The organism is Pseudomonas sp. JQ36 (genome assembly GCF_053851495.1).
The window spans coordinates 97,257-120,616 of the sequence record NZ_CM132642.1; the positions used below are offsets into that span (position 1 = coordinate 97,257).

The following is a 23,360-nucleotide window of genomic DNA, read 5'->3' on the forward strand; positions in this document are numbered from 1 at the left end:
GCTAGTGGCTTTCAGGCATCTCTGCTTCGGACTCGGTCTTCGTGCGCGCAGGTCGTGGCAGCAGCGCTTGTATCACATCGTCGATCAAGGCCTTGCCCATCACCGTCAGATAGTACGCCGCCCAAGCGTGACGGTCGGTGTCATTGGCGTAGGCAGCGTCTTCTGCGAAGGATTTGGCGAGGTACAGCAGGTCGGAGGATTGGGATAAAGCATCGATGATCGGGATGCCGGAACGAACGTTGAAAAACGCTTCATTCGCGTTGTAGAGGAAGGGGGTGAAGCCGATGGTTTCAGATCAGATTGATTGCTCATGTTCAATTCCCTTGATTTCGAGAGCTGCCGCATCCGATACCAAGCGAATGGGTGGCAGCTGTGCGCAGGTTGGTAAACCGGGGAATCAAGGAAACCGGCACGCCCGAAAGCGTCCCACGCACAGCAGCCATAACACAGGTGCTCGGACGAGATACGCCTGAGTCGTGTCGGGTGCGCTGTTGCGCCTTATTCCACCGGGTTACCAAGCCCGATCGCTGAATGGGTCAGCGACGTCCGGAGAGTATCCCGTCAATAAATAGCGCAACAGGGCGGCAAGGCGCCGCAACACGCGATTCGGAGTTTGCCTACAAGGTCTGTCGGCGTCATCTGATATTGCGAGACGAGAAGTAAACGAGACTAAACGTTGGGGGGCAAATTGCTCAGTTATAAAAGGGCTTGACTCCTGAATATATCCAATGAGACAAGTGTCCACGTTTTATGGAATGTGGACACTTGGAGTTTTTAGCTTCGTGAAGAGTCAAGACATTTTGCTCCTGTTCAAACTCGCCAGCCTTCATGCCCAGGAAGAAAACCTCCTAGGGAGGATGGAGTCCGAGTCAAATTCGAACAAGGTCGAGGAGTTGCTGAAGCCCTATGTGACCAATCAAATGACCGCGGGTGGGCCGGTAGGGCAGCCTCTGGTCACCTATTCGACTGATGGTGAAGATACCGTATTCCGTCGTCAGGACTTCGATTCGCCCTCGGCTGAAGAGGCCGGATGGGAAGGGTGGTCTGAGCCGGTAGCTGTTCCGTCGCTGGCGAGTTGGAGTGAAGGTTATTCGCTGCGTGCGCTGTCTGCGTCTCTTGGGCTGAGCAAAAGCGAAGTTTCAAACTCTATCGCCAGGTGCCGTGGCGCTGGATTGCTCACCAATGACTACGACACCGGGCTCGCGAAGGTTAATCGGCGGGAGCTGCTGAAAATCACCGAGCACGCTCTGAAATACTTTTTTCCCGTTAGGCCGGGGGCGATGGTTCGCGGTATTCCAACTGGCTTTGCAGCGCCAGCGCTCTCTAAAAGCATCAAGAGCGCAGGTGGGTTGGTTCCGGTTTGGCCGGATGCTTTTGGAACTGAGCGCGGTCAGGCAATAGAACCGCTCTACAAGACGGTGCCGGAAGCGGTGAAAAGGGACAGAATCCTTTATCACTATCTGGCGCTTGCTGATGCGATCCGTCTTGGTGGCCCAAGAGAATGCGGTGTGGCAATCAGCATTCTAAAAGCAGGGATGGGGCTGAAATAACATGTCTTCAAACGCTGATCACAACTATGAACTCATAGAATTTGTTGCCGACGGCTTGGGGGAGGAGTTTCTCTCGGAAGTGGCTTTTGTCGGCGGTTGCACCACAGCCATGCTGGTTACGGATGCTGCTGTGCTGGACGACATTCGTTTCACTGACGATGTTGATCTGGTGATCGAATTGGCGGGTATCAGCGCCTGGCATCACCTCACAGAGCGGCTGGCAGCCAAGAACTTCAAGATCACTGGGGAGGACGAAGTCAATTGTCGTTTCCGCTTCAACGACGTCGTCGTTGACGTAATGCCTTCCGAACCCGAAGTTCTCGGATATGCCAATCGCTGGTTCGTGGAGGGACTGGCAAGAGCTGATAAGTTCACGTTGCCGAGCGGGACCGTAATCCAGATATTCAAGCCGACCTACTTCCTTGCGACGAAACTGGAAGCTTTTAGCGGTCGCGGTGAGGGCGATCCGTATCACAAAGATGTTGAAGACATGATCATTCTGATCGATGGGCGTCCAGAGCTTCTGGAGGAGGTTAGTCAGGCAGATTCTGAACTCAGGCAATTCATCACTACCGGAGTTCGACAACTCATAGATCTTGGTGGCATCGAATACGTGATTGAAAGCTCAGGCTCGGTTCAGGCCAATCCGGGTAGAGGGCGAATCATTCATAGGCGTATGAAGGAATTGGCTAACGCATGAGATACAACATCCGATCAGTAAAAGGACGAACCAGGAAAGCTAATCACGACTATGCCGGAGCGATCTGCGACGACGGTAGTGGGTTGTTCGTCATTACGGACGGTACATCGAAGCCCGGCAGTGGCCAACTGGCAGAATGCTTTGTAAAAGGCATTTTAACGGCCTACTCCAAACGCTTGGATCAGGGGCGCGATATTACTGAGAGCGAAGCAGTTGAGCAGTTACTTGGTTCAATGCTGGCCGAGTTTCATACCCTTCTGTTTGCGGATCAGGTGGGGACCATTTGTTATCTGGTTTGTTTAGTTGCCCATGGAAAGCTCACGCTAGCGTATGAGGGGGACTGTTCGTGCGGTGTAGTGACGCCAGCGCAAACAATCGAGTGGATTACGCCGCCTCACTGCATGGCTAATTGGAGACGAAATCGTTCGCATCGTGAGCTCGCGCAAGATCTGGCTCGAAACTCGATTACCCGTTGTTTGAAGATTAATCGTGCTCCGAATCCTGAGTTCGTTTCTCACCAACTGGCCATCGGAGGGCGACTCGTTTTCGCAACAGATGGCTTTTGGGCTGAATTAACGGAAGCGCAGCAAAGTAGCTTGCTGACGACGGCGGATAGCGACTTTAACGCTGTTGAGGATGACGTCACATGGATAGTTGTTCAGCTTTAGTGTTGGAGTCAGTGAGCATCGAAGTAAAATTTGACTGGCTCCCATGTTGGATTTTGGCGGCTGCCGGAATGTAAGAGGCCCCCGGAGCCTTGCGGCTGCGGGGGCTTTTTGTGGGTGCGCTTCAGATCACTCTTCAGCCACCTGACTCGCCGCCTGACGCTTCTCGATCAGATCCACCAATCGCTTCGCCAGCGCCGGGTAGTTCTCGTCGAAGTGGTGGCCGCCGGGCAGTTTCACCGCTTCACCCACTGCCGTTTTGTCGGTGCAGCCGCTTTCATCGGTTTCTTCCGCGCCGTAGATGCAAACGACTTTGGCCGCTGGCAGCTTGGCCATTTCCGGGCCGGTGGCGGCTTCTTTGCCGGCGTTGCCGAGCCAGCCTTCGACTTCGATTTCGAAGCTGCCGGTGCGCGCGAAGGCCAGCAGGATGATGGCGTCGACGCGTTGCTGCTCGGTGTCCGGCAGGCGGTTGTAGATCGCCGGCAGGACGTCGGCACCGAACGAGTAACCGGTCAGGATGAAGCGCTTGGTGCCCCATTTCTGCCGGTAGTGCTGCATCAGTTCGGTCAGGTCCAGCGCGCTTTGCTCAGGGCTCTTGTGCTGCCAGTAGTAGCGCAGGGTGTCGATGCCGACCACTGGATAGCCGATCTTGGCCATCTCGCCTGCCACGTCGCGGTCGAGGTCGCGCCAGCCGCCGTCACCGGAGAGGAACAGGGTCACGGTGTCTTTGGCCTGACCGGCCGGCACTTCCACCACCGGGATTGCCAGACCGCCGTTGGCCTTGTCGCCGCCGACGAGGATCTTGCGCAGCTCGTTGTTCAGCACTTGCGGCAGGTTGATGTCGTAGTCGCTGATGCTGGTTTCGGCGTTCGGTTGATCGCGCACGAAACCGGCGCTGGTGTCGTCCGGGTTGTCGTTCCATGCCACCAGCCAGTGGCCATGAGCCGCGGATTTCGGCAGCAGGTGGGTGCAGCCAGGTTTTTCCAGCGCCAAGTCAACCGAGATCGCCTGGGCCTTGTCGTCCTTCTGCTCGGACAACCAGCGCCAGGCCAGCACGGCGCCAGGGCCGATGCCGCTGACCAGTGTGGTCGGGCCATTCAGTTCGCGCAGGCCGGTTTGCAGGGCGCGGCTCTGTTGCAGGCAGTCCTTGGGCAGAATCACCTGAACGATCTGCGCCGAGGCGCTGCGGCTCAGGGTGCTCAGTTGGTTGTCGGTCAGCTTCTGGTCGTCATTGACCGCGACCAGCACCTGCGCCTTGGGCTGGGTGCCGGGAATGACACGGGTCATGACCGTGCCGTCGGCGGCCGTCAGTGGTTGCAGAGTCGGTTGCGGTGCCGGGCGTTTGAGGTACCAGTAACCGCCGCCGGCAATCACGGCCAGCACGATCAGTGCGGCCAGGATGTACTTCAGGGAGCGTTGAATCATCAGCGTTTCACCAATCCAGTCAAGCCGCCCGCGATCAGGGCAGCAGTATCGGCCAGCGCCACCAGCGGATCGAGTCCGGCGGGCACTGCCATATAACGGGGTTCCCAGTCAGGCTGGAACTTGTCTTTGAAGCGGCGCAAGCCTTGGAAGTTGTACAGCTGCTCACCACGGCGGAAGACCATCGAGCCCAGACGCTGGGTCAGCGGTGCACCACGCCGGGGTTGCAACCCCGACAACGGCACCATGCCCAGGCTGAAGCGCGCGTATCCGTGACTCTTATAGTGTTGAATCAGGCCGACCATCAGGAACTCCATGGTCAGCTTGGGGGCGTCCGGGTGCGAGCGCATCAGATCGAGACTGGCCAGGTCATGGCTGTAAGTCTCGAGCAGGTTGGCGAACGCCACCGGGCGGCCTTCGAAGCGAATCACCGCAATGCGGAAATGCTTCAGGTAATCGTCGCTGAATCGACCGAGGGAGAAGCCTTTCTCGCGCACGTTCTTGCCGGTCAGCCACGCATCGGAAATCACTTTCAGCTCGTCCATCGGCGCCTGGCCTGGCTCATGGATCTCCAGCGACAGACCGTCGCGGGTGCCACGGTTCCAGGTGTAGCGCAGGTCCTTCATCTCTTTGCCCTTGGCTTCCAGGTCAAAGCGCTGCAGATCGACCCGGGCTTCTTCGCCGAGCTTGATCGCGGTCAGGCCGATGTCCATGTAGTACGGCAGGTTTTCCGCACGTACCTGATAGAACACCGGACGGGCGTGATGGATGTCGCAAAGGTCGCGGAACTGCCAGATCATCTCGGCGCGTTGCTGGCTTGGGCCGATCGGGTCGTACAGTGCCACCAGGCTGCGGCCACGGCGGGCGTACATCAGGAATGCTTCGTCGTTCTGGTGAAACAGCAACGCCTTGTCGCCGGTCAGCGCGAGGCCACCATCGGGTTGCGACGAAGCCATCAGGATTTTCGCGGCGCGATCCAGTTCGTCCGGGGTCGGCAGATGGATGACCGGGCGCGCGGTACGCAGCAGCCAGGTCAGGGCGATCACCAGCAACAGCACGGCGGCGCCGAGCAACGAACGCAGGCCGCGCGGGGCGTCAGCGTCGAGGGTGAACTGCCACCAAAGTTGATGGCTGTACGGCACGTCCTGGTAGGCGAACAGCAGCAACCAGGTCGAAGCGCCCAGAACGCAGAGGCTGGCCACCAGATACAGCGGCGAGAACGGCAGTTCGGTCAGGCGACTCGGGCGATAGAACGAACGGCGGAACACCCCGAGCAGCGCGGCGGTGAGCGTCATCAGCGTGGCTTCTTCCCAGTCGAAGCCTTTGAGCAGCGAGAGCAGCGCGCCGACCAGCAACAGAATGGTGGTGAGCATCCACGCCGCTGACAGGCGACGGCGCAGGCCCTGTGCGAGCAGCAGACACAACACGCCGATCAGGCTGGCGCCGAAGTGCGAGGCGTCGACCAGTCGATGCGGGATCAGGAAACCGATGTGTTCAAGACGCGTGTCGATCTCCGGGGTGGCACCGGAAAACAGCAGCACCACGCCGGACAGGAACACCAGCACCGCCAGAATCGGCGCTGCCAGACCGGATGCGGCGCGCATGGTCTGGGTCTGGAACAGGCGCTGGCCTTCGTTGATCAGCAAAAACAGGCAGGCCACCAGCAGCGGCAGCACCACATAGATCAGGCGATAGAGCAGCAGGGCGGCGGCCAGCGGCGCGGCACCGAGGGTGTCGGCAAACGCGGCGAGCAGGATCGCTTCGAAGACCCCGACACCCCCCGGCACATGGCTGAGGACGCCGGCGGCCAGGGCCAGCAGGTACACCAGCAGGAACGCGCCGAACGGCGGGGCTTCCGGCAGCAGCAGATAAAGCACGGTGGCCGCTGCGGCAACGTCAAGGGCGGTGATGATCAATTGCAGGAAGGTCAGGCGTCGGCCCGGCAGGCGCAATGTCCGGCGACCGGCCCTGACCAGCAGGTTGTCGCGGTAGGGTTGCTCCGGCAGGCGGCGGCGATAGATGCCGATCGCCAGAATCGCGCCCAGACCCAGCACCACCATGGCAATCGTGCCGAGCAAGCCTTCTGACAGGCCCAGTGCGGCGGAGGCGGCGGGCAGGTCGCTCAGGGTCGCGAGAGCCGCCAGCGGTGGCAGGGCGCAACCCAGCGACAGGCTGGCGAACAGCGTCATGTGCGCGACTTCGGAGGCGCCCAGCCCATGGCGTGCATATAAGCGGTAGCGCACCGAGCCGCCAGACAGCAGCGACAGGCCGATGGCGTTGCCAATCGCAAACGCGGTGAAGCCGCCCAACGCCAGAGTACGCGGCGGCAGTGTCACGCCAGCATAGCGGCTGGCCGACCATTCATAGCCGAGCAATATGATGAAGCCGACCACCGTTGCAGCCACTGCGCCGAGCAGGGCCGGTTTCGGCACCGCCAGGATCGAGTCATGCAGGGCATACAGATCGAGTTCGCTCAGCAGATGGCGGCAGGCAATCAGCGCAATGGCAAACAGCAGCAACGTGACTGCCAGACCGATCGGCTGACGGTACTTGCTTAACCGATCCAGCAAGCGCAGGCGCTCGGGTTTGATCGGATGTTCTGCTGTGACGGTGTCTTGTGGATCAGACGAGTTGGCGCGCATCAATCACCTCTTGGATTGTGCGCGACAGGATGGAGGTATCCAGCCAAGTTACCAATCCCTGTAGAAAAAAATAATCACAAAATACTACGCCTCTCATCCGGGATCGGCGAGGGCGGGTCATGGATTGCAGACGTCTTGCCTGCGACTCAAGCATAGTCGCAACTCGGTCGGTCTGATGATCCTGAGCGTTTCACTGCAGCGTGACAGATCATTGTTGCGAAAGGACTTTTTCCACAGATACAAAAAAGGCCACTCTTTCGAGTAGCCTTTTTTGATGTTTGGTTGCGGGAGCCGGATTTGAACCGACGACCTTCGGGTTATGAGCCCGACGAGCTACCAGACTGCTCCATCCCGCGTCTGTGTGGCGGCATTCTACAGGCGAACGGCGAGGTGTCAACCGCTAATCCCGTAAAGGGTCAAATAAGTGTGAATTTGCGTCAAACGGTCGCAGCGGGGCGGTAAGTTTCGGAAATGCAAAGACTTCCTGTTCGCTCAGGTGCGCTTGGCACAGTGACTCATTGGTAAAACAGGCGCGCACAAAAAAGGCCACTCTTTCGAGTAGCCTTTTTTGATGTTTGGTTGCGGGAGCCGGATTTGAACCGACGACCTTCGGGTTATGAGCCCGACGAGCTACCAGACTGCTCCATCCCGCGTCTGTGTGTCGGCATTCTACAGAGGATCGCCGGGCTGTCAACCTTGAATCTGGATAAATCTGTTCCTGTTCAATCGGTTAGCGCTTTTTGCGGTGTGGACGAATGGAGTGCAGGGCAGATAGGGCAAGGCTTTCAGCTCTATCGAGCGGTGATTTTCGATTGAGAAAATAAATTTATGGTTGTTTTCCTACAGTCTGAAAAGAACCTTCGTACCACTGGTGCTATATACAGGTGTCAGTGAGATACTGCGGATCCGGCTCGCCATGTTTCCTTTTCCGTCATGACCCAGCGAAAAATCATCCACGTCGACTGTGACTGTTTCTACGCCGCCATCGAGATGCGCGACGACCCGAACCTGGCCGGCAAGCCACTGGCGGTGGGTGGGTCGGCGGATCGGCGTGGGGTGATTGCCACCTGCAACTATGAAGCGCGGGCGTACGGCGTGCGTTCGGCGATGTCATCCGGGCATGCCTTGAAGCTGTGCCCCGACCTGACCATCGTCAAGCCGCGCATGGATGCCTATCGCGAAGCCTCGAAGGAAATCCATACGATTTTTCGCGATTACACCGACCTGATCGAGCCACTGTCGCTGGACGAGGCCTATCTCGATGTTTCCGACAGCGCGCATTTTGGCGGCAGCGCCACGCGCATCGCGCAGGATATCCGGCGGCGGGTCTCCAATCAGTTGCACATTACTGTGTCTGCCGGCGTAGCCCCGAACAAGTTTCTGGCCAAGATCGCCAGTGACTGGAAGAAACCCAACGGGCTGTTCGTCATTACCCCGGATCAGGTCGAGGATTTTGTCAGTGGCTTGCCGGTGAGCAAGTTGCACGGCGTCGGCAAAGTCACTGCCGACAAACTGGGCAAGTTCGGCATCGTCGATTGCCTGCAACTGCGCGAGTGGGACAAGTTGGCGCTGGTGCGTGAATTCGGCAGTTTCGGTGAGCGACTGTGGAGTCTGGCCCGTGGGATTGATGACCGGCTGGTGCACAACGACAGTCGCCGTCAGTCAATCAGTGTGGAAAATACCTACGACGTCGATCTGCCGGATCTGCGCAGTTGCCTCGACAAACTGCCGGAGCTGCTGGAAACCCTGAAAACACGCATGGCGAGGATCGACAGCAGTTATCGACCGGGCAAGCCGTTCGTCAAAGTGAAGTTTCATGACTTTACCCAGACCACACTGGAACAGGCCGGGGCAGGGCGTGATCTGGGCAGTTATCAGTTGATGCTGACACAGGCGTTCAACCGCGGCGGGAAACCGGTGCGGTTGTTGGGGGTAGGGGTGAGGCTGGAGGATTTGCGTGGCGGGTTTGAGCAGATGGAGTTGTTCGAGCGCTGAACTTATCAGTGATTTTAAGGGCACCTTCGCGAGCAAGCCCGCTCCCACATTTGACTGCATTCCCTCTGAAGGAACTCGATCAAAATGTGGGAGCGGGCTTGCTCGCGAAGCTTTTCAGGCTCAATTCGGTCCAGGATCAGCGACCAGACGCCCGGCATCCTTGGTCAGCGACTTGAGAAACTCAGCCTGCAACTCCGGATCATTACGTGTCAGTTCGATCAGGCTTTGCTCCAGCTCGCTGGCTTCTTCCTCCAGACCCAGCTCCGACAGACGCTTGACCCGGTGGACCCACTGGCTCACTTCGTCGTCTTCCAGATCGTCGTAAATCAACCCGTGCGCTTCCAGCAACTTGCTGCGCAAATGGCTGCTGATCGCCAGGGATGAATCGTTGTGCACGTCATCCTTGCCGTCTTCGACGCTGATCTGCAGTTTGCCGATATGGTTGAGGTCATTTTCGGCAAACGGACTGTCCAGCAGGTTCAGGCGCAGTACACCGTTGCGGTCGGTGGTCATGTCGAAGGTCTGCTTGCCGGCCTTGACCTGCACCGGGCGCTCGCTCCATGGCAGGCTGGAATACTCCGTGCGCTTATCGCGCTGGACTTCATCGATACCGGCCAGGTTCTGTTGCGCACGACCGTGAGACTGCACGTTCATGAACGGGTTGACCCCGGCAATGCCGTAGTTCAACCAGTCCTTGGTCACGCTGTCCGGCAGATTGCCCAAAGCGAACACGTTGACCACATTGGCGCCGATACCGGCGACCACAGCCACCGCGCCCAGCGGAATCTCGTAGATTTCGCGCCAGGGCTGGTATGGCGTGTAGCGATCGTAGCGACGAGTGACTTCGAACTCGGTGACTTCGAAGGACTTCTGTTCGTTGATCTTCACGCGTCGTTGCGGCAGTTCGAGCACCTTAGGCTCACCGACATCGATCTGCAGGCTGTGATCGAGCAGTTTGCGCTCGACCCGCTCTTCGTGCTCGCTGCGCTGTGACATCTGATTGGCACAGCCGCTGACCAGCAGGGCGCCGCACAAGGCGGCGCCACCGAGGCCCAAGGTGTTTCGCTTGAACATGAGGTCTCTATCTGGATTCAGCGGCGGATACGGGCCTGAAGGAAGGACACCACGTCGGCGACCGGCAGCGCTTGCGCTTCGGCCTCGGTGCGGCTCTTGTATTCCAGGTTGCCTTCGGCGAGGCCGCGGTCGCTGACCACGATCCGGTGAGGAATGCCGATCAGCTCCATGTCCGCGAACTTGATGCCCGGGCTGGTTTTCTTGTCGCGATCGTCCAGCAGCACTTCGAAACCGGCCGCAGTCAGTTCTGCGTACAGTTTGTCGGTGGCTTCGCGCACCTGCTCGGTTTCATAACGCAGCGGCACCAGGGCGATCTGGAAAGGCGCCAGGGTGTCGCTCCAGATGATGCCTTTCTCGTCGTTGTTCTGCTCGATGGCGGCAGCGACCACGCGGGATACGCCGATACCGTAGCAACCCATTTCCAGGGTGACCGGCTTGCCGTTCTCGCCCAGCACTTCGCACTTCATCGCCTTGCTGTACTTGTTGCCCAGCTGGAAGATGTGCCCGACTTCGATGCCGCGTTTGATTTCCAGGGTGCCTTTGCCGTCCGGGCTCGGGTCACCGGCGACCACGTTACGCAGGTCAGCCACGGTCGGAACCGGCAGGTCACGCTCCCAGTTCACGCCGAAGTAGTGCTTGTCGTCGATGTTCGCACCGATGCCGAAGTCGCTCATCAGCTCGACCGAGCGGTCGATGATGATCGGCAGTGGCAGATTCAGCGGGCCGAGCGAGCCGGCGCCGGCGCCAATGGCGTCACGCAGCTCGGCATCGGAAGCCATCACCAGCGGGCTGGCAACGCCTGGCTGGTTGGCGGCCTTGATTTCGTTGAGCTCGTGATCGCCACGGATGATCAGGGCAATCAGCTTGCCTTCTTCTTCGGCGTGGACGATCAGGGTCTTGATGGTCTTTTCAATCGGCAGATTGAATTTTTCCACCAGCGCGGCAATGGTCTTGGTATCTGGGGTATCGACCAGACGCAGCTCTTCGGCCGGCGCTGGACGCGAGGTTTCGCGTGGCACGGCTTCGGCTTTCTCGATGTTCGCCGCGTAGTCGGAACCGTTGCTGAAGACGATGTCGTCTTCGCCGGACTCGGCCAGTACGTGGAACTCGTGGGAGCCCGCGCCACCGATCGAGCCGTTGTCGGCTTCAACCGGGCGGAACTTCAGGCCCAGACGGGTGAACACGTTGCAGTACGCCTCGTGCATGCGGTCATAGGTGACCTGCAGCGAAGCCTGATCGGCGTGGAACGAGTAGGCGTCCTTCATGATGAATTCGCGGCCGCGCATCAAACCGAAGCGTGGGCGGATTTCGTCACGGAATTTGGTCTGGATCTGGTACAGGTTGATCGGCAGCTGCTTGTAGCTGCTCAACTCGTTGCGCATCAGATCGGTGATCACTTCTTCGTGGGTCGGGCCCGCGCAGAAATCGCGACCATGGCGGTCTTTGATGCGCAGCAGCTCAGGGCCGTATTCTTCCCAGCGCCCCGATTCCTGCCACAGCTCGGCCGGTTGGGTGCTCGGCATCAACACTTCCAGAGAGCCGGCAGCGTTCATTTCTTCGCGAACGATGGCTTCAACCTTGCGCATTACCCGCAAGCCCATCGGCAGCCAGGTGTACAGGCCCGAAGCGAGTTTGCGGATCATGCCGGCGCGCAGCATCAGCTGGTGGCTGACGACGACCGCATCGGAAGGCGTTTCTTTCTGTGTGGCGAGCAAAAATTGACTGGTGCGCATGGTTGGCCGTTGTCGGTTGCTATGACTGGAAATGACGGAGCAGTGTACCGGCGAGATTTGCCGACGTACAGGATTGCGCTCGGCGGTGAGGCTCGACGGCGGGAATCCTCCCGCCGTCGCTGAAATGTCCTACGACTCTTCGACGACGGAGGTCGGTGCAGGCTCGGGCGTTGGCGTCGGGCCCGCGCGGCGGTTTTCCTGGAACCAGTGCAGGGCAATCAACAGCAGCGTCGGCACGCCGAGCAGCGCGGTTATCAAGAAGAAGTTGTGGTAGCCGAACTTCTCGACCATTACCCCGGAATAACCGCCCATCAGGCGCGGCAGCAACAGCATGATCGAACTGAGCAGGGCGTACTGGGTGGCCGAGAACTTGAGGTTGGTCAGGCTCGACAGGTAGGCGACGAACGCCGAGGTCGCGAGGCCGGAACTGAAGTTGTCGAGGGAGATGGTCACCACCAGCATCTGCAGGTTCGGGCCCATGTCCGCCAGCATCACGAACAGCAGGTTGGTCGCCGCCGAAGCCGCGCCGCCGATGAACAGGATCGGCAGGATGCCGAAGCGCACGATCAGCAGGCCGCCCATGCCGGCACCGACGAGGGTCATGATCAGGCCAAAGATCTTGCTGACGCTGGCGATCTGATCCTTGGTGAAGCCCTGGTCGATGTAGAACACGTTGGCCATCACGCCCATCACCGTGTCGGACATGCGGTAGGTGGCGATCAGCCCGAGTAACAACAATGCCTGCCAGCGGTAGCGCAGGATGAAGTCGTTGACCGGGGTCAGTACCGGCGCCAGGCCGCGACGGCCCATGGTCGACAGGCACAGACCGGTGAGCAGGGTATAGAGGATCGCGCGCAGGAAGGCGCGGTCTTCGAGCAACAGGTCGAGCGGACTCATCTCACCGAACAGCACGCTGGCGAAATCAGTGTTGTAGAGCTGGGTAAACATCGCCGGAACCGACACCAGCAGCACGATCAGCACGAATACCGAGGCCAGTTGATGCACGAAGCTGTAACGGCCAGCCTGCAGCTGCGTGCGCAGGGGCACTGGCGGTTCGCGCATCAGCAGCGACGTCAGCAGGGCAGGGACCATCAATACGCCGAACAGCGCGTAGGTGCCGGTCCAGGCCGAATGTTTGTAGTTGAAGCCGGTGGAGCCGAAGCCTTCAGCGAAGAACAGTGCACCGGCCGTGGCCAACAGGGCGGCAACGCGATAGCCGGACATGTAACTGGCGGCCAGCGCGGCTTGGCGGCTGTCGTCGGCGATCTCCAGGCGATAGGCGTCGACCGCGATGTCCTGGGTAGCGGAGGCGAAGGCGACAACGACGGCAATGGCGATCAGCCAGGACAGGTGTTTCTGCGGATCACAGAAACCCATGCCGATCAGGCCCAGAATCACCAGGGTTTGCGAGAGCACCAGCCATGATCGGCGGCGGCCAAGTTTGCCCAATAAAGGCAGGCGCCATTGGTCGAGCAGCGGTGACCAGACCCATTTGAACGCGTAGGCCAGGCCGATCAGGCTGGCGTAGCCGATGGTTTCACGGGCAACGCCGGCTTCCCGCAGCCAGACGGACAGCGTCGAAAACACCAGCATGTACGGCAGGCCGGCAGCAAAACCGAGCAACAACAGCACGAGCGTCGAAGGACTGGCATAGGCGGCGAGCGCGGCGCGCCAGGTTTTACGGGGCATGGGCTGAAGTCTGCCTCAAGATTGCGAAAACAAAGCGCGCACTCTAACCGCTGTGCTCTATCGGACGCCAGCCATGGCGCCGAATATCCACACGATTGTTCAGGACGGTGACGCCTTCAGAACGCAATCGTGCCCGCTGCTCGTCCCCTGAGGGGCTGCCCGGCGGCAGGCTGATCCGACCACCGGCGCCCACCACCCGGTGCCATGGCAACCGGGTATCGTCGGGTAACTGGCTCAAGGTGCGGCCAACCCAGCGGGCGGCACGCCCCAGTCCCGCGAGGTCAGCCAGTTGACCATAGCTGACCACCTTGCCCTCAGGCACCTGGGCAAGGGTGGAATAAAGCGCCGTGCGTCGGATTTGCGCTTCACTTTCATCGGGAGGGTTCGGCTCTTTCACCTGCGCGGTTCCTGAACAATAGACGTATCGATGGGCTCAAGCGTAATCGCTGGTTGGCCAGATGAGAAATGAACTCAATGGAAATCGTTCGGTCAGTCCTTGTCAGGGTCTTATTCCCACGGATAATGCCGACCTTTTTCGCAAACTTGAGCCCTCGATCTGCTTATGTTGTCCAGAACCTTGCTGTGCCTTGCTGTTTTCAGTGCGTCCACGCCCTTGCTTGCCGACACCGTCTGGTTGAAGAACGGTGACAAATTGAGCGGCAAGATCTCCCTTTTCGACGGCGGCAAATTGTTGATTCAGACCCAGTACGCGGGTGCGGTCACCATCGACTGGAAAGAGGTCAAGACCCTGGAGAGTGATCAGGAGCTACTGGTCAAGCAGGATGCCTACTCCGGCGAGAAGGCCAAGTCGTTGAGCGCCGCCGATGACGGCAAGGTCACCCTGGCCAACGGCGAGGCGCCAAAAACCGTCGAGCTGGCGAGCATCCAGCAGATTCTCAAACCCAAACCGGTGGTCGAGGATCTGGTGTGGAAGGGCAACGTCGATCTGGCGCTGGATTATCAGCGTGCGGAAAAGGATACCGACGACTACGACATCGGCTTCAAGACTACGGCGCGTCACGGGCGCTGGCGGCACATCGCCGAAGGCGAATACAACCGCGAAGTGCAGGATGAAGTGACCACCACTGACAACTGGCGCGCCGAGTACTCCCTTGATCGCTTCCTGACCGATCAGTGGTTCTGGCAGGGGCGTCTGAACTACAAGCGCGATCATATCGAAGAGCTCTCGCGCCAGCGCGTAGTCGGTACCGGTCCGGGCTATCAGTTCTGGGATGACGAATTGGGGGCGTTCTCGTTGGGTTCGTTGCTGAACCGCACCGACTACGAATACAGCGATGGCAGTAAGGATAACTTCTATTCCGTCGCCATGAAGTGGGACTACAACCGCTACCTGATCGGCAAGAAGGTTGAGTTCTTCACCAACGGCGAAGTCGGCAAGCCATTGTCCGGTGTCGCGGACTATGCGCTGGATGCCGAGATGGGCCTGCGCTACAAGGTGACCGAGTGGGCTTCGCTGAACCTCAAGGCTGAGCGAGACATCATCAGCGGCACCAACGACGCGGATTTGAACAAGACCCGTTATACCGCAGGGTTTGGCGTGGCCTGGTAAGGCGAAGTCAAAACAAGGCAGCCGCGAGGCTGCTTTTTTTTGGCCGCGAAAAACACGCGCCCACAAAAAAGCCCCGCTTTTGAGGGCGGGGCTCTTTTCTAAAGAAGCTACAAGTTAGATAACTTGTACTTCTTCAGCTTGCATGCCTTTCTGACCGCGGGTAGCGATGAAAGAAACCTGTTGGCCTTCTTTCAGGCTTTTGAAGCCGTCGGATTGGATAGCTTTGAAGTGAACGAACAGGTCGTCACCGGATTGTGGAGTGATGAAGCCGAAGCCTTTTTCATCGTTGAACCACTTAACGGTACCGGTTTGGCGATTAGACATGGTGTAACTCCTTGAACAAAGATAACTGCGACTCAGGAAGAACCCTGGCCGAGACTGAGTGCAAAGAGCAGGAAAAATTCTTGTAGATGGTTGGATCGAAATTCAACATATCGTGTAGAGATTCTCAGTGACACAAGCAACACAGTGGCGCCACCTTAACCCTTTTTCCGGAACGTGCCAATGTTTCTTGCGAAGGTTTCTCTGTTTTAGGGATCGGCGGTGTGACGGTTCGTCGCCAGAGCCTGTATTTCCAGCGTGTTCGGCGAGAATTGCAGCGCGGACTTTGAACGCGGCGGCGCGCCCGGTAAGATGCCGGACAGATTTTTTCCACCTCGCTATTCAGGACACCCGCCATGAGCATCAAATCGGACAAGTGGATTCGCCGCATGGCGCAGGAACAGGGCATGATCGAGCCGTTCGTCGAGCGCCAGGTGCGCGGCAGCGACGACAGCCGTGTGATCTCCTACGGTGTGTCGAGCTACGGCTACGATGTGCGCTGCACCAATCATTTCAAGGTGTTCACCAACATCAATTCGGCGATCGTCGATCCGAAGAACTTCGACGCCGGCAGCTTCGTCGACATTCACAGCGACGTCTGCATCATTCCACCGAACTCCTTCGCCCTGGCCAGCACCGTCGAATACTTCCGTATTCCGCGCAATGTGCTGACCATCTGTCTGGGCAAAAGCACCTACGCGCGTTGCGGCATCATCGTCAACGTCACCCCGCTCGAGCCTGAGTGGGAAGGCCACGTGACCCTGGAATTCTCCAACACCACCAACCTGCCGGCGAAAATCTACGCCAACGAAGGCGTGGCGCAGATGCTGTTCCTCGAATCCGACGAGCAATGCGAAGTTTCCTACAAGGATCGTGGCGGCAAATATCAGGGCCAGCGTGGCGTGACCCTGCCGCGTACCTGATCCATCCGGCGGTTCGCGGGAATTCTTTGGCGGGCAGACACTCTATGGGGTGTACTGCCCGTTTTTGCTTCTGGCAAAGCGGGCCTTCGCCGAGGAGGTTGCATGAAGATCGATCCGCATATCACCGCCGAACTGGCAAGGCTTGAGCCCAATCAGATTGGCGTTTTGGCCTGGTCATTGTTGGCACACCCGGCTTTCCATATGGCTGGCGGCATTCCCGGTCAGCCTGATCCCGATACCCCCAACGAACAACCGACCGAACCCGGCGAGCCGACGCTGCCGGACGAGCCGCCACCCGCGCCAGTGGCCTGAGCCGCTGCCCCATGATGGCCAGTCAGTCGAGGTTTGCCCAAGACCTCAGCTGACTGGCCATATTTCGTTGTCGCCGATGACGAAAATCCTGCATCGAGCGTCTTTCTCGACCTGATAACCACCGGTAAAGGCGCCGAAGGCCGGCAGCAGGCTCAATCGCTCACCCAGTCGGAAACACGCCAGCCGCAAACGCTGGCGCCCCTTGCCGTTGAGCCGATAGACCGGATGCACGTGCCCGGCCAGCACATGCCGTTCGGGATGCGGGTCGGGTTCGTGTTGCAGGGCAAACGGCCCGAGCAGCAGCGGCTCCGGAACCACGCGGATATTCAGCGCCGCCGGTGGATCCCCGGCGCGTTTGTCGTGGTTGCCGCGAATCAGCGTCATCGGCAGATCCGCGTGCCGTGCACGCCATTCGGCCAAGCCATTCAGCGTGCCCGCCGCATGCGAACCGGGGCCGTGCATAAAGTCACCCAGGAAAATCAGCTGCCGACAGGGCAGTCTCGCCAGCAAGCGGTCGAGCACTTCGATATTCGCCGCCGTAGTCCCCTGCGGCACCGGCTGGCCGAGGCTGCGGTACGCCGCGGCCTTGCCGAAATGCACATCGGCGATCAGCAGCGCTTGCTGCGCCGGCCAGTACAGGGCCTTTTCCGGCAGCAACCAGAGGTCTTCGCCGGCCAGCCGCACTGGATAGCCGCTGCTCATCAAGCGTTACCCTTGTCGGCGGATTTCTCCAGATCGCCGACCATGCGCCGGATGCGGTCAGCGAGTTTTTCCGAACTCATGCTTTCGCGCATGCGCTCCACCAGCAACGGAAAGCCTAACGGTGTAGGACGTTTGATCAGATGCATGTCCAGTTTCATCCGGTTGATCCGCTCCAATGTCTGTTCCAGACGACGAATATCCAGTTCTTCGCGCAGGACTTCTTCCCCGGCCTGGGCCAGCAGCAAGTTGTCAGCGTCGTATTGCTTGAACACTTCAAAGAATAATCCGCTGGACGCCTGCACTTGTCGGGTGCTTTTCGGCGCGCCGGGATAGCCGGCGAACACCAGCCCGGCGATCCGCGCGATCTCGCGAAAGCGCCGCAGCGCCAGCTCTCCGGCATTGAGGCTGGCCAGCACGTCGCGCAGCAGATGCTCGGGGCTGAGCAGCGCCGCATCGAATTGCCTGGACCAGTCGACCGGCGTGGCGCTGAGTAATTCCAGCCCGTAATCATTCACCGCAATCGAGAATGTCAGCGGCTGGCGCTGACTCGCGCGCCAGGCCAACAGGCTGGCGAGCCCCAGATGCACCTGGCGCCCGGCAAACGGGTAGAGGAAAAGGTGCCAGCCCTCGCGGGATTTCAGCACCTCCGCCAACAGACTGTCAGAGGTGGGCAAACCCGACCAGCGCGCCTGGGTTTGCAGCAACGGTTGCAGCGCGTGCATTTCCGGGCCGACGAACTCGCCCCGTGCTGCCGCCGTGAAGCGGCTGACCACGGCGGCGGCCAGTTCGTTGGAAAGTGGCATTCGCCCGCCATTCCAGCGCGGCACGGCGGCTTTTTTCGCGGTGCTGCGTTTGACGTACGCTGTCATGTTTTCCACCCGCACCAACTCCAGTAGGCGCCCGGCAAACAGAAAACCATCGCCGGGTTTCAGCCGCGCGATAAAACCTTCCTCGACACTGCCCAACTGCTTGCCGCCGCCACCCTTGCTCCAGAATTTCAGATTGATGCTCGCGTCGCTGACGATGGTGCCGATGCTCATGCGATGACGACGCGCCAATCGCGCATCGGGTACCCGCCAGACACCGTGTTCGTCCGGTTCGACCCGGCGATAATCCGGATAGGCTGTCAGAGACAGCCCGCCGTGACGTACGAAAGCCAGCGCCCAGGCCCAATCTGCCAGTGTCAGGTCACGATAAGCCCAGGCACCACGCACTTCTTCGTACAGCTCCTCGGGAATAAAGCCACCGCCCAGCGCCATGCTGACCAGATGCTGCACCAGCACATCCAGCGGTTTGTGCGGCGACAGACGCGGTTCGATGAGTCGTTGCTCCACGGCGTCGCCTGCGGCGGCGGCCTCGATCAGTTCCAGGCTGTGGGTCGGCACCAGTGTCACTCGCGAGGTGCGCCCCGGCGCGTGACCGGAGCGCCCGGCCCGCTGCATCAGCCGCGCCACGCCTTTCGCCGAGCCGATTTGCAGCACCCGTTCCACCGGTAAAAAGTCCACGCCCAGATCCAGGCTCGAGGTGCAGACCACGGCTTTCAACTGCCCATCCTTCAACGCTTGCTCGACCCAGTCGCGGGTCTCGCGGGACAGTGAGCTGTGGTGCAACGCGATCAGCCCGGCCCAGTCTGGCCGCGCTTCGAGCAGCGCCTGATACCAGATTTCCGACTGCGCGCGGGTGTTGGTGAACACCAGGCTGCTGGCGCAGGCGTCCAGTTCGGCGACCACTTGCGGGAGCATCTTCAGACCGATGTGCCCGGCCCACGGAAAACGCTCGATGGCCGGTGGGATCAAGGTGTCGACCTTGAGTGATTTTTCGCTCTGGCCCTGCACGCTGATGCCGCCACCCTGTGGGATCAGCACCTGTTCGGCGTGGGCCTGATTACCGAGGGTGGCGGACACGCCCCAGACGATCAGCTCGGGCTGCCAGTGGCGCAGGCGGGCGAGGGCCAGTTGCAGCTGTACGCCGCGTTTGTTGCCGAGCAGTTCGTGCCATTCATCGACGACGATCATCCGCAGGCTCGACAGCGCGGTCTTGGCGTCGGCGCGGGCGAGCAGCAGGGTCAGGCTTTCCGGGGTGGTAATCAGTGTGGTCGGCAGGCGCCGGCCCTGACGCGCGCGTTCGGCGCTGCTGGTGTCGCCGGTGCGCAGGCCGATGCTCCACGGAATCTGCAAATCGCTGACCGGCGCTTGCAAGGCGCGCGCGGTGTCGGCGGCGAGGGCACGCATCGGCGTGATCCACAGCACGGTCAGCGGTTCGGCAGGCGCTTTGCGTTTTTTGCTGTCTGCGACGCTGGGTTTGATGCGGGCGAAGCGATTGAGCGCCGCAAACCACACCGCATAGGTTTTGCCGGCACCGGTGCTGGCGTGGAGCAACCCCGACTGACCTTGTTTGACGGCGGCCCACACCTGCTTTTGAAAGGCGAACGGCTTCCAGTTGCGTGCGCTGAACCAGTTTTTTGCGAGGTCGGTGGAGGTGGGCATACCGGCGGCGTGCGCTCTGAAGGTGTTCCTTCAGTGACCGCGCCGTTGAGGGACAAGTTTAATTTTGTGCGAGTACATACACCCTTGTGGGAGCGGGCTTGCTCGCGAAAGCGGTGGGTCAGTCAAAACAATGCTGACTGACCCACCGCTTTCGCGAGCAAGCCCGCTCCCACAGGTTTTTACGTGCGCCGGTTACTTGAGGTTACCGCTGAGGAACTGCTTCAGCCGTTCGCTCTTCGGATTGCCCAGCACGTCTTCCGGCGCACCTTCTTCTTCCACCAGCCCCTGATGAAGGAACAACACCTGGCTGGAGACCTTGCGGGCAAAGCTCATTTCATGGGTCACCATGATCATCGTCCGGCCTTCCTCGGCCAGTCCCTGAATCACCCGCAGCACTTCACCTACCAGCTCCGGGTCGAGTGCCGAGGTCGGTTCGTCGAACAGCATCACTTCCGGCTCCATCGCCAGTGCCCGGGCGATCGCCACCCGCTGTTGCTGGCCGCCGGAGAGAAACGCCGGGTACTGATCGGCAACCCGCGCCGGCAGACCAACCTTGTCCAGATAGCGGCGGGCGCGGTCTTCGGCTTCCTGCTTGCTGCAACCCAGCACCCGGCGCGGGGCCATGGTGATGTTTTCCAGCACGGTCATGTGGCTCCACAGGTTGAAGTGCTGGAACACCATCGCCAGCCGCGTGCGCAGGCGTTGCAGTTCATTCGGGTCGGCAACGTGCATGCCGTGGCGGTCGGTGACCATTCGGATCGCCTGGCCATCCAGGCTCATGGCGCCGTCGTTGGGTTGTTCGAGGAAGTTGATGCAGCGCAGGAAGGTGCTTTTGCCCGAGCCGCTGGCGCCGATCAGGCTGATCACGTCGCCGGTTTTGGCCTTGAGCGAAACGCCTTTGAGTACCTGATGGTCGCCGTAGCTTTTGTGCAGGCCTTCAACGGTCAATTTGTACATGGGACAGACATCCTCAAGGCGAAAGTAGGTAGCCGCTGCGGTAGGCTTCGGCGCCCGCCACGTGGGCGATCACCATGCCGGCAGTGGCCATGCGTCGCAGCGAGCGGGCGTACATGAGGCCGGCAGCGGTGCAGCAAATGGGGGTGACCCGATCACTGATCGGGTCGATGATTTCGGCAATCTGTTGCCCGGCTTGCAGGTATTGCCCGGCTTGCGCGGTGTACACCAGCAGGCCGCCGACCGCAGTGGTGACCGGTTCGACACCGGCCAGCGGTGTGGCGGGGAACGGCAAGGGCGGCTGCGGCCGGGTTTCGCCGACGATCGCATCGAACTGGATCAGGTAGTCGATCAAGGCCTGGCAGTCACGGCTTGCCATTGGATGATTGACGTCACCCTGGCCACGCAACTCCACGGTCACCGAAAAACTGCCCAGCGGAATCTCGAAGTGCTCGCCAAAGCGTTCCTGCAGTTGCCACCACAACAGGGTGAAACATTCGTCGAACGACTGGCCGCCGGAATCGGTGGCCAGCAGGCTGGCCTGGGCTTCGATGTAGCGCGCCAGTGGTTCGACCTGCGGCCACGCTTCGGGCGTGGTGTAGAGGTGAACCACCGATTCGAAGTCGCAGTGCAGGTCGAGCACCATGTCGGCATCGCACGCCAGCCGCTGCAGGGTCAGGCGCTGGGATTGCAGTTGCGTGGAGGGTATCTGGCGGGCGAGGGCGTTGCGCAGGCTGGCGCGGATCAACTCAAGGTTGCGTTGTGGGTCATCGCTCAGCTTGCCCTCGATGTCATTGCCGATCTCTTCGCTGAGGTCGACGAACCAGCGATTGAAGTTCTGCCCGCTCTCCATCTCGTAGCGGCCCAGCGGCACGTCCATCAGCACTTGTTCGAGGCCGACCGGATTGGCCACCGGCACCAGTACGATCTGGCTGCGCAGGCGCCCGGCCGCTTCCAGCTCCGCCAGGCGCTGCTTGAGGTGCCAGGCGACGAGCATGCCGGGCAATTCGTCGGCGTGCAGCGAGGACTGAATGTAGATTTTGCCTTGGGCCTGCTCCGGGCCGAAGTGGAAGCTGTGGATCTGTCGTGCAGTCCCCGGCAGCGGGGCCAACAGGTCATGGATCTGGTGTCGCATTACAGGTTTTCCTAGTGGGTCGGCCCGAGGAAGGCCAGCCAGCGGCGTTCGGCGAGGCGGAACAGGCCGACCAGCGCAAAGGTAATGGTCAGGTAGATCAGCGCGGCGATACCGAACGACTGGAAGGTCAGAAAGGTCGCCGAGTTGGCGTCCCGCGCAACTTTCAGGATGTCGGGGATGGTCGCGGTGAAGGCTACAGTGGTCGAGTGCAGCATCAAGATCACTTCGTTGCTGTAATACGGCAGCGAACGCCGTAAGGCTGAAGGCATGATCACGTAGGCATACAGCTTCCAGCCAGTCAGGCCGTAGGCTTTGGCCGCTTCGACTTCGCCGTGGTTCATGCTGCGGATCGCCCCGGCAAAAATCTCCGTGGTGTAGGCGCAGGTGTTCAGGGCGAACGCGAGGATCGTGCAGTTCATCGCATCGCGAAAGAAACTGTCGAGCAGTGGCTGCGCACGCACGGCGGCCAGGCTGTAAATACCCGTGTAGCAAATCAGCAGTTGGATATACAGCGGCGTGCCGCGGAACAGGTAGGTGTAGAACTGCACCGGCCAGCGCACATAGAAACGCGTGGAAACCCGGGCAATCGACAACGGGATCGACACCAGAAAGCCGATGAAGATCGAAGCGCTGAGCAGCCACAGGGTCATCGCCAGACCGGTGATGTTTTGCCCGTCGGTATAAAGAAAGGCTCGCCAGTATTCCTGCAGAAGTTCGATCATCGTACGGCCTCCCGTGCGCCGGCGGCGTAACGGCGCTCGAGCCAGCGCAGGATGACGTTCGAAGCACTGGTGATCAGCAGATAGATCAAGGCGGCGAGTACCAGAAAGTAGAACAGTTGATAGGTGCTTTTACCGGCGTCCTGCGCGGCTTTGACCAGATCGGCCAGGCCGATGATCGAGACCAGCGCGGTGGCCTTGAGCATCACCATCCAGTTGTTGCCGATGCCCGGCAGGGCGAAGCGCATCATTTGCGGGAACACCACGAAGCGAAAGCGCTGGCCGCGCTTGAGGCCATAGGCGGTGGCGGCTTCGACCTGACCGCGCGGCACGGCAAGGATCGCCCCGCGGAAGGTTTCAGTGAAGTACGCGCCATAAATGAAGCCCAGAGTCAGCACCCCGGCACTGAACGGGTCGATCTCGATGTATTCCCATTCCATGTAGTCGGTGAGCGACGTCAGCCAGGTTTGCAGGCTGTAGAAGATCAGCAGCATCAGCACCAGATCCGGCACCCCGCGAATCAGCGTGGTGTAGAGCTGGGCGGGCAGACGCAGCAGTTTGACTTTTGACAGCTTGGCACTGGCGCCGAGCAGGCCGAGCAACACGGCCACCAGCAGCGACATCGCCGATAATTTGATGGTCATCCAGGTGCCTTGCAACAGCAACGGGCCGAAACCCTGAAGGCTGAACGCGGAGAGCCCCAGATTTTGTAAGAGGTTTTCGAACATAAATCAGCAACCTGAGCGGATGGAAAAGGCGCCCATCGAG

General features: G+C 60.1%; 21 protein-coding genes and 2 tRNA genes. 7 read left to right on the forward strand and 16 right to left on the reverse strand.

Annotated elements, in window-relative coordinates:
* Window position 1: 1 nt before the first annotated feature.
* Entirely contained in the window at window positions 2-286 is a 285-nt protein-coding gene (locus tag ACS4NR_RS00515; protein ID WP_456020418.1) for a DUF3077 domain-containing protein, read from the reverse strand.
* A 469-nt stretch (window positions 287-755) separates the two neighbouring features.
* On the opposite strand from ACS4NR_RS00515, the gene ACS4NR_RS00520 reads away from it, so the two are divergent.
* Genes ACS4NR_RS00520 through ACS4NR_RS00530 form a run of 3 tightly spaced genes read left to right on the forward strand, consistent with a single transcriptional unit; the run spans window position 756 to window position 2,918 of the window.
* A complete protein-coding gene (locus tag ACS4NR_RS00520) occupies window positions 756-1,550 on the forward strand; it encodes a MarR family transcriptional regulator (RefSeq protein WP_178083320.1) in 795 nt (264 codons plus the stop codon).
* Between the two features lies 1 nt (window position 1,551).
* Window positions 1,552-2,250 (forward strand): hypothetical protein, encoded by a 699-nt coding sequence (locus ACS4NR_RS00525; protein ID WP_456018848.1) that lies wholly within the window; start codon window positions 1,552-1,554, stop codon window positions 2,248-2,250.
* The gene (locus ACS4NR_RS00530; protein WP_115986266.1) at window positions 2,247-2,918 is read left to right on the forward strand and encodes a PP2C family serine/threonine-protein phosphatase; all 672 of its coding nucleotides are present in this window, start codon (window positions 2,247-2,249) and stop codon (window positions 2,916-2,918) included. The genes ACS4NR_RS00525 and ACS4NR_RS00530 overlap by 4 nt, the downstream gene beginning before the upstream one ends.
* 126 nt (window positions 2,919-3,044) lie before the next feature.
* Here the strand turns inward: ACS4NR_RS00530 and ACS4NR_RS00535 are convergent, their stop codons facing one another.
* The 4 genes from ACS4NR_RS00535 to ACS4NR_RS00550 all read right to left on the reverse strand — a co-directional run bounded on the left by ACS4NR_RS00535 (window position 3,045) and on the right by ACS4NR_RS00550 (window position 7,632).
* Window positions 3,045-4,340, reverse strand: a complete 1,296-nt coding sequence (locus ACS4NR_RS00535) for a virulence factor family protein (RefSeq protein WP_456018849.1) — start codon at window positions 4,338-4,340, stop codon at window positions 3,045-3,047.
* Entirely contained in the window at window positions 4,340-6,979 is a 2,640-nt protein-coding gene (gene mprF / locus ACS4NR_RS00540) for a bifunctional lysylphosphatidylglycerol flippase/synthetase MprF (RefSeq protein WP_095138422.1), read from the reverse strand. The genes ACS4NR_RS00535 and mprF overlap by 1 nt, the downstream gene beginning before the upstream one ends.
* A gap of 279 nt (window positions 6,980-7,258) precedes the next feature.
* Window positions 7,259-7,335 (reverse strand) — tRNA-Met (locus ACS4NR_RS00545).
* Window positions 7,336-7,555: 220 nt separating this feature from the next.
* A tRNA-Met gene (locus ACS4NR_RS00550) sits at window positions 7,556-7,632 on the reverse strand.
* A 280-nt stretch (window positions 7,633-7,912) separates the two neighbouring features.
* On the opposite strand from ACS4NR_RS00550, the gene dinB reads away from it, so the two are divergent.
* The gene (gene dinB / locus ACS4NR_RS00555; protein ID WP_253149040.1) at window positions 7,913-8,974 is read left to right on the forward strand and encodes a DNA polymerase IV; all 1,062 of its coding nucleotides are present in this window, start codon (window positions 7,913-7,915) and stop codon (window positions 8,972-8,974) included.
* 120 nt (window positions 8,975-9,094) lie between these two features.
* Here dinB and ACS4NR_RS00560 read toward each other — a convergent pair whose 3' ends face one another.
* The 4 genes from ACS4NR_RS00560 to ACS4NR_RS00575 form a co-directional block, all read right to left on the reverse strand.
* Complete coding sequence (locus tag ACS4NR_RS00560; RefSeq protein ID WP_456018850.1) at window positions 9,095-10,048, reverse strand: hypothetical protein; 954 nt, start codon at window positions 10,046-10,048, stop codon at window positions 9,095-9,097.
* 17 nt (window positions 10,049-10,065) lie between these two features.
* Window positions 10,066-11,781 carry a proline--tRNA ligase gene (locus ACS4NR_RS00565; RefSeq protein WP_095138425.1) on the reverse strand — a complete coding sequence of 572 codons (1,716 nt, stop codon included), beginning with the start codon at window positions 11,779-11,781 and terminating at the stop codon, window positions 10,066-10,068.
* A 129-nt stretch (window positions 11,782-11,910) separates the two neighbouring features.
* Window positions 11,911-13,470, reverse strand: coding sequence for an AmpG family muropeptide MFS transporter (locus ACS4NR_RS00570; RefSeq protein ID WP_456018851.1), 1,560 nt, complete (start codon window positions 13,468-13,470; stop codon window positions 11,911-11,913).
* 43 nt (window positions 13,471-13,513) lie between these two features.
* Window positions 13,514-13,867 (reverse strand): MGMT family protein, encoded by a 354-nt coding sequence (locus tag ACS4NR_RS00575; RefSeq protein WP_456018852.1) that lies wholly within the window; start codon window positions 13,865-13,867, stop codon window positions 13,514-13,516.
* Window positions 13,868-14,032: 165 nt separating this feature from the next.
* On the opposite strand from ACS4NR_RS00575, the gene ACS4NR_RS00580 reads away from it, so the two are divergent.
* The gene (locus ACS4NR_RS00580; protein WP_095138428.1) at window positions 14,033-15,040 is read left to right on the forward strand and encodes a DUF481 domain-containing protein; all 1,008 of its coding nucleotides are present in this window, start codon (window positions 14,033-14,035) and stop codon (window positions 15,038-15,040) included.
* 114 nt (window positions 15,041-15,154) lie between these two features.
* On the opposite strand, the gene ACS4NR_RS00585 is transcribed toward ACS4NR_RS00580, so the two are convergent.
* Window positions 15,155-15,364 carry a cold-shock protein gene (locus ACS4NR_RS00585; RefSeq protein WP_002554837.1) on the reverse strand — a complete coding sequence of 70 codons (210 nt, stop codon included), beginning with the start codon at window positions 15,362-15,364 and terminating at the stop codon, window positions 15,155-15,157.
* A gap of 353 nt (window positions 15,365-15,717) precedes the next feature.
* On the opposite strand from ACS4NR_RS00585, the gene dcd reads away from it, so the two are divergent.
* On the forward strand, window positions 15,718-16,284 hold the full coding sequence (gene dcd, locus ACS4NR_RS00590; protein ID WP_095138429.1) for a dCTP deaminase: 567 nt from the start codon (window positions 15,718-15,720) through the stop codon (window positions 16,282-16,284).
* A gap of 102 nt (window positions 16,285-16,386) precedes the next feature.
* Window positions 16,387-16,596, forward strand: a complete 210-nt coding sequence (locus ACS4NR_RS00595; protein ID WP_095138430.1) for a hypothetical protein — start codon at window positions 16,387-16,389, stop codon at window positions 16,594-16,596.
* A 45-nt stretch (window positions 16,597-16,641) separates the two neighbouring features.
* Here ACS4NR_RS00595 and pdeM read toward each other — a convergent pair whose 3' ends face one another.
* From pdeM to ACS4NR_RS00625, 6 genes are all read right to left on the reverse strand, one after another.
* Window positions 16,642-17,298: a ligase-associated DNA damage response endonuclease PdeM gene (gene pdeM, locus ACS4NR_RS00600; RefSeq protein ID WP_456018853.1), complete on the reverse strand. Its 657-nt coding sequence runs from the start codon at window positions 17,296-17,298 to the stop codon at window positions 16,642-16,644.
* Window positions 17,298-19,784 (reverse strand): ligase-associated DNA damage response DEXH box helicase, encoded by a 2,487-nt coding sequence (locus tag ACS4NR_RS00605; protein ID WP_456018854.1) that lies wholly within the window; start codon window positions 19,782-19,784, stop codon window positions 17,298-17,300. Before ACS4NR_RS00605 ends, pdeM begins: the two co-directional genes overlap by 1 nt.
* Before the next feature lie 192 nt (window positions 19,785-19,976).
* The gene (locus tag ACS4NR_RS00610; protein WP_003222314.1) at window positions 19,977-20,741 is read right to left on the reverse strand and encodes an ABC transporter ATP-binding protein; all 765 of its coding nucleotides are present in this window, start codon (window positions 20,739-20,741) and stop codon (window positions 19,977-19,979) included.
* A 13-nt stretch (window positions 20,742-20,754) separates the two neighbouring features.
* Window positions 20,755-21,873 carry a succinylglutamate desuccinylase/aspartoacylase family protein gene (locus ACS4NR_RS00615; protein ID WP_456018855.1) on the reverse strand — a complete coding sequence of 373 codons (1,119 nt, stop codon included), beginning with the start codon at window positions 21,871-21,873 and terminating at the stop codon, window positions 20,755-20,757.
* A gap of 11 nt (window positions 21,874-21,884) precedes the next feature.
* The gene (locus ACS4NR_RS00620) at window positions 21,885-22,595 is read right to left on the reverse strand and encodes an ABC transporter permease (protein ID WP_456018856.1); all 711 of its coding nucleotides are present in this window, start codon (window positions 22,593-22,595) and stop codon (window positions 21,885-21,887) included.
* On the reverse strand, window positions 22,592-23,320 hold the full coding sequence (locus tag ACS4NR_RS00625; RefSeq protein WP_047601190.1) for an ABC transporter permease: 729 nt from the start codon (window positions 23,318-23,320) through the stop codon (window positions 22,592-22,594). Before ACS4NR_RS00625 ends, ACS4NR_RS00620 begins: the two co-directional genes overlap by 4 nt.
* Between the last annotated feature and the right edge of the window lie 40 nt (window positions 23,321-23,360).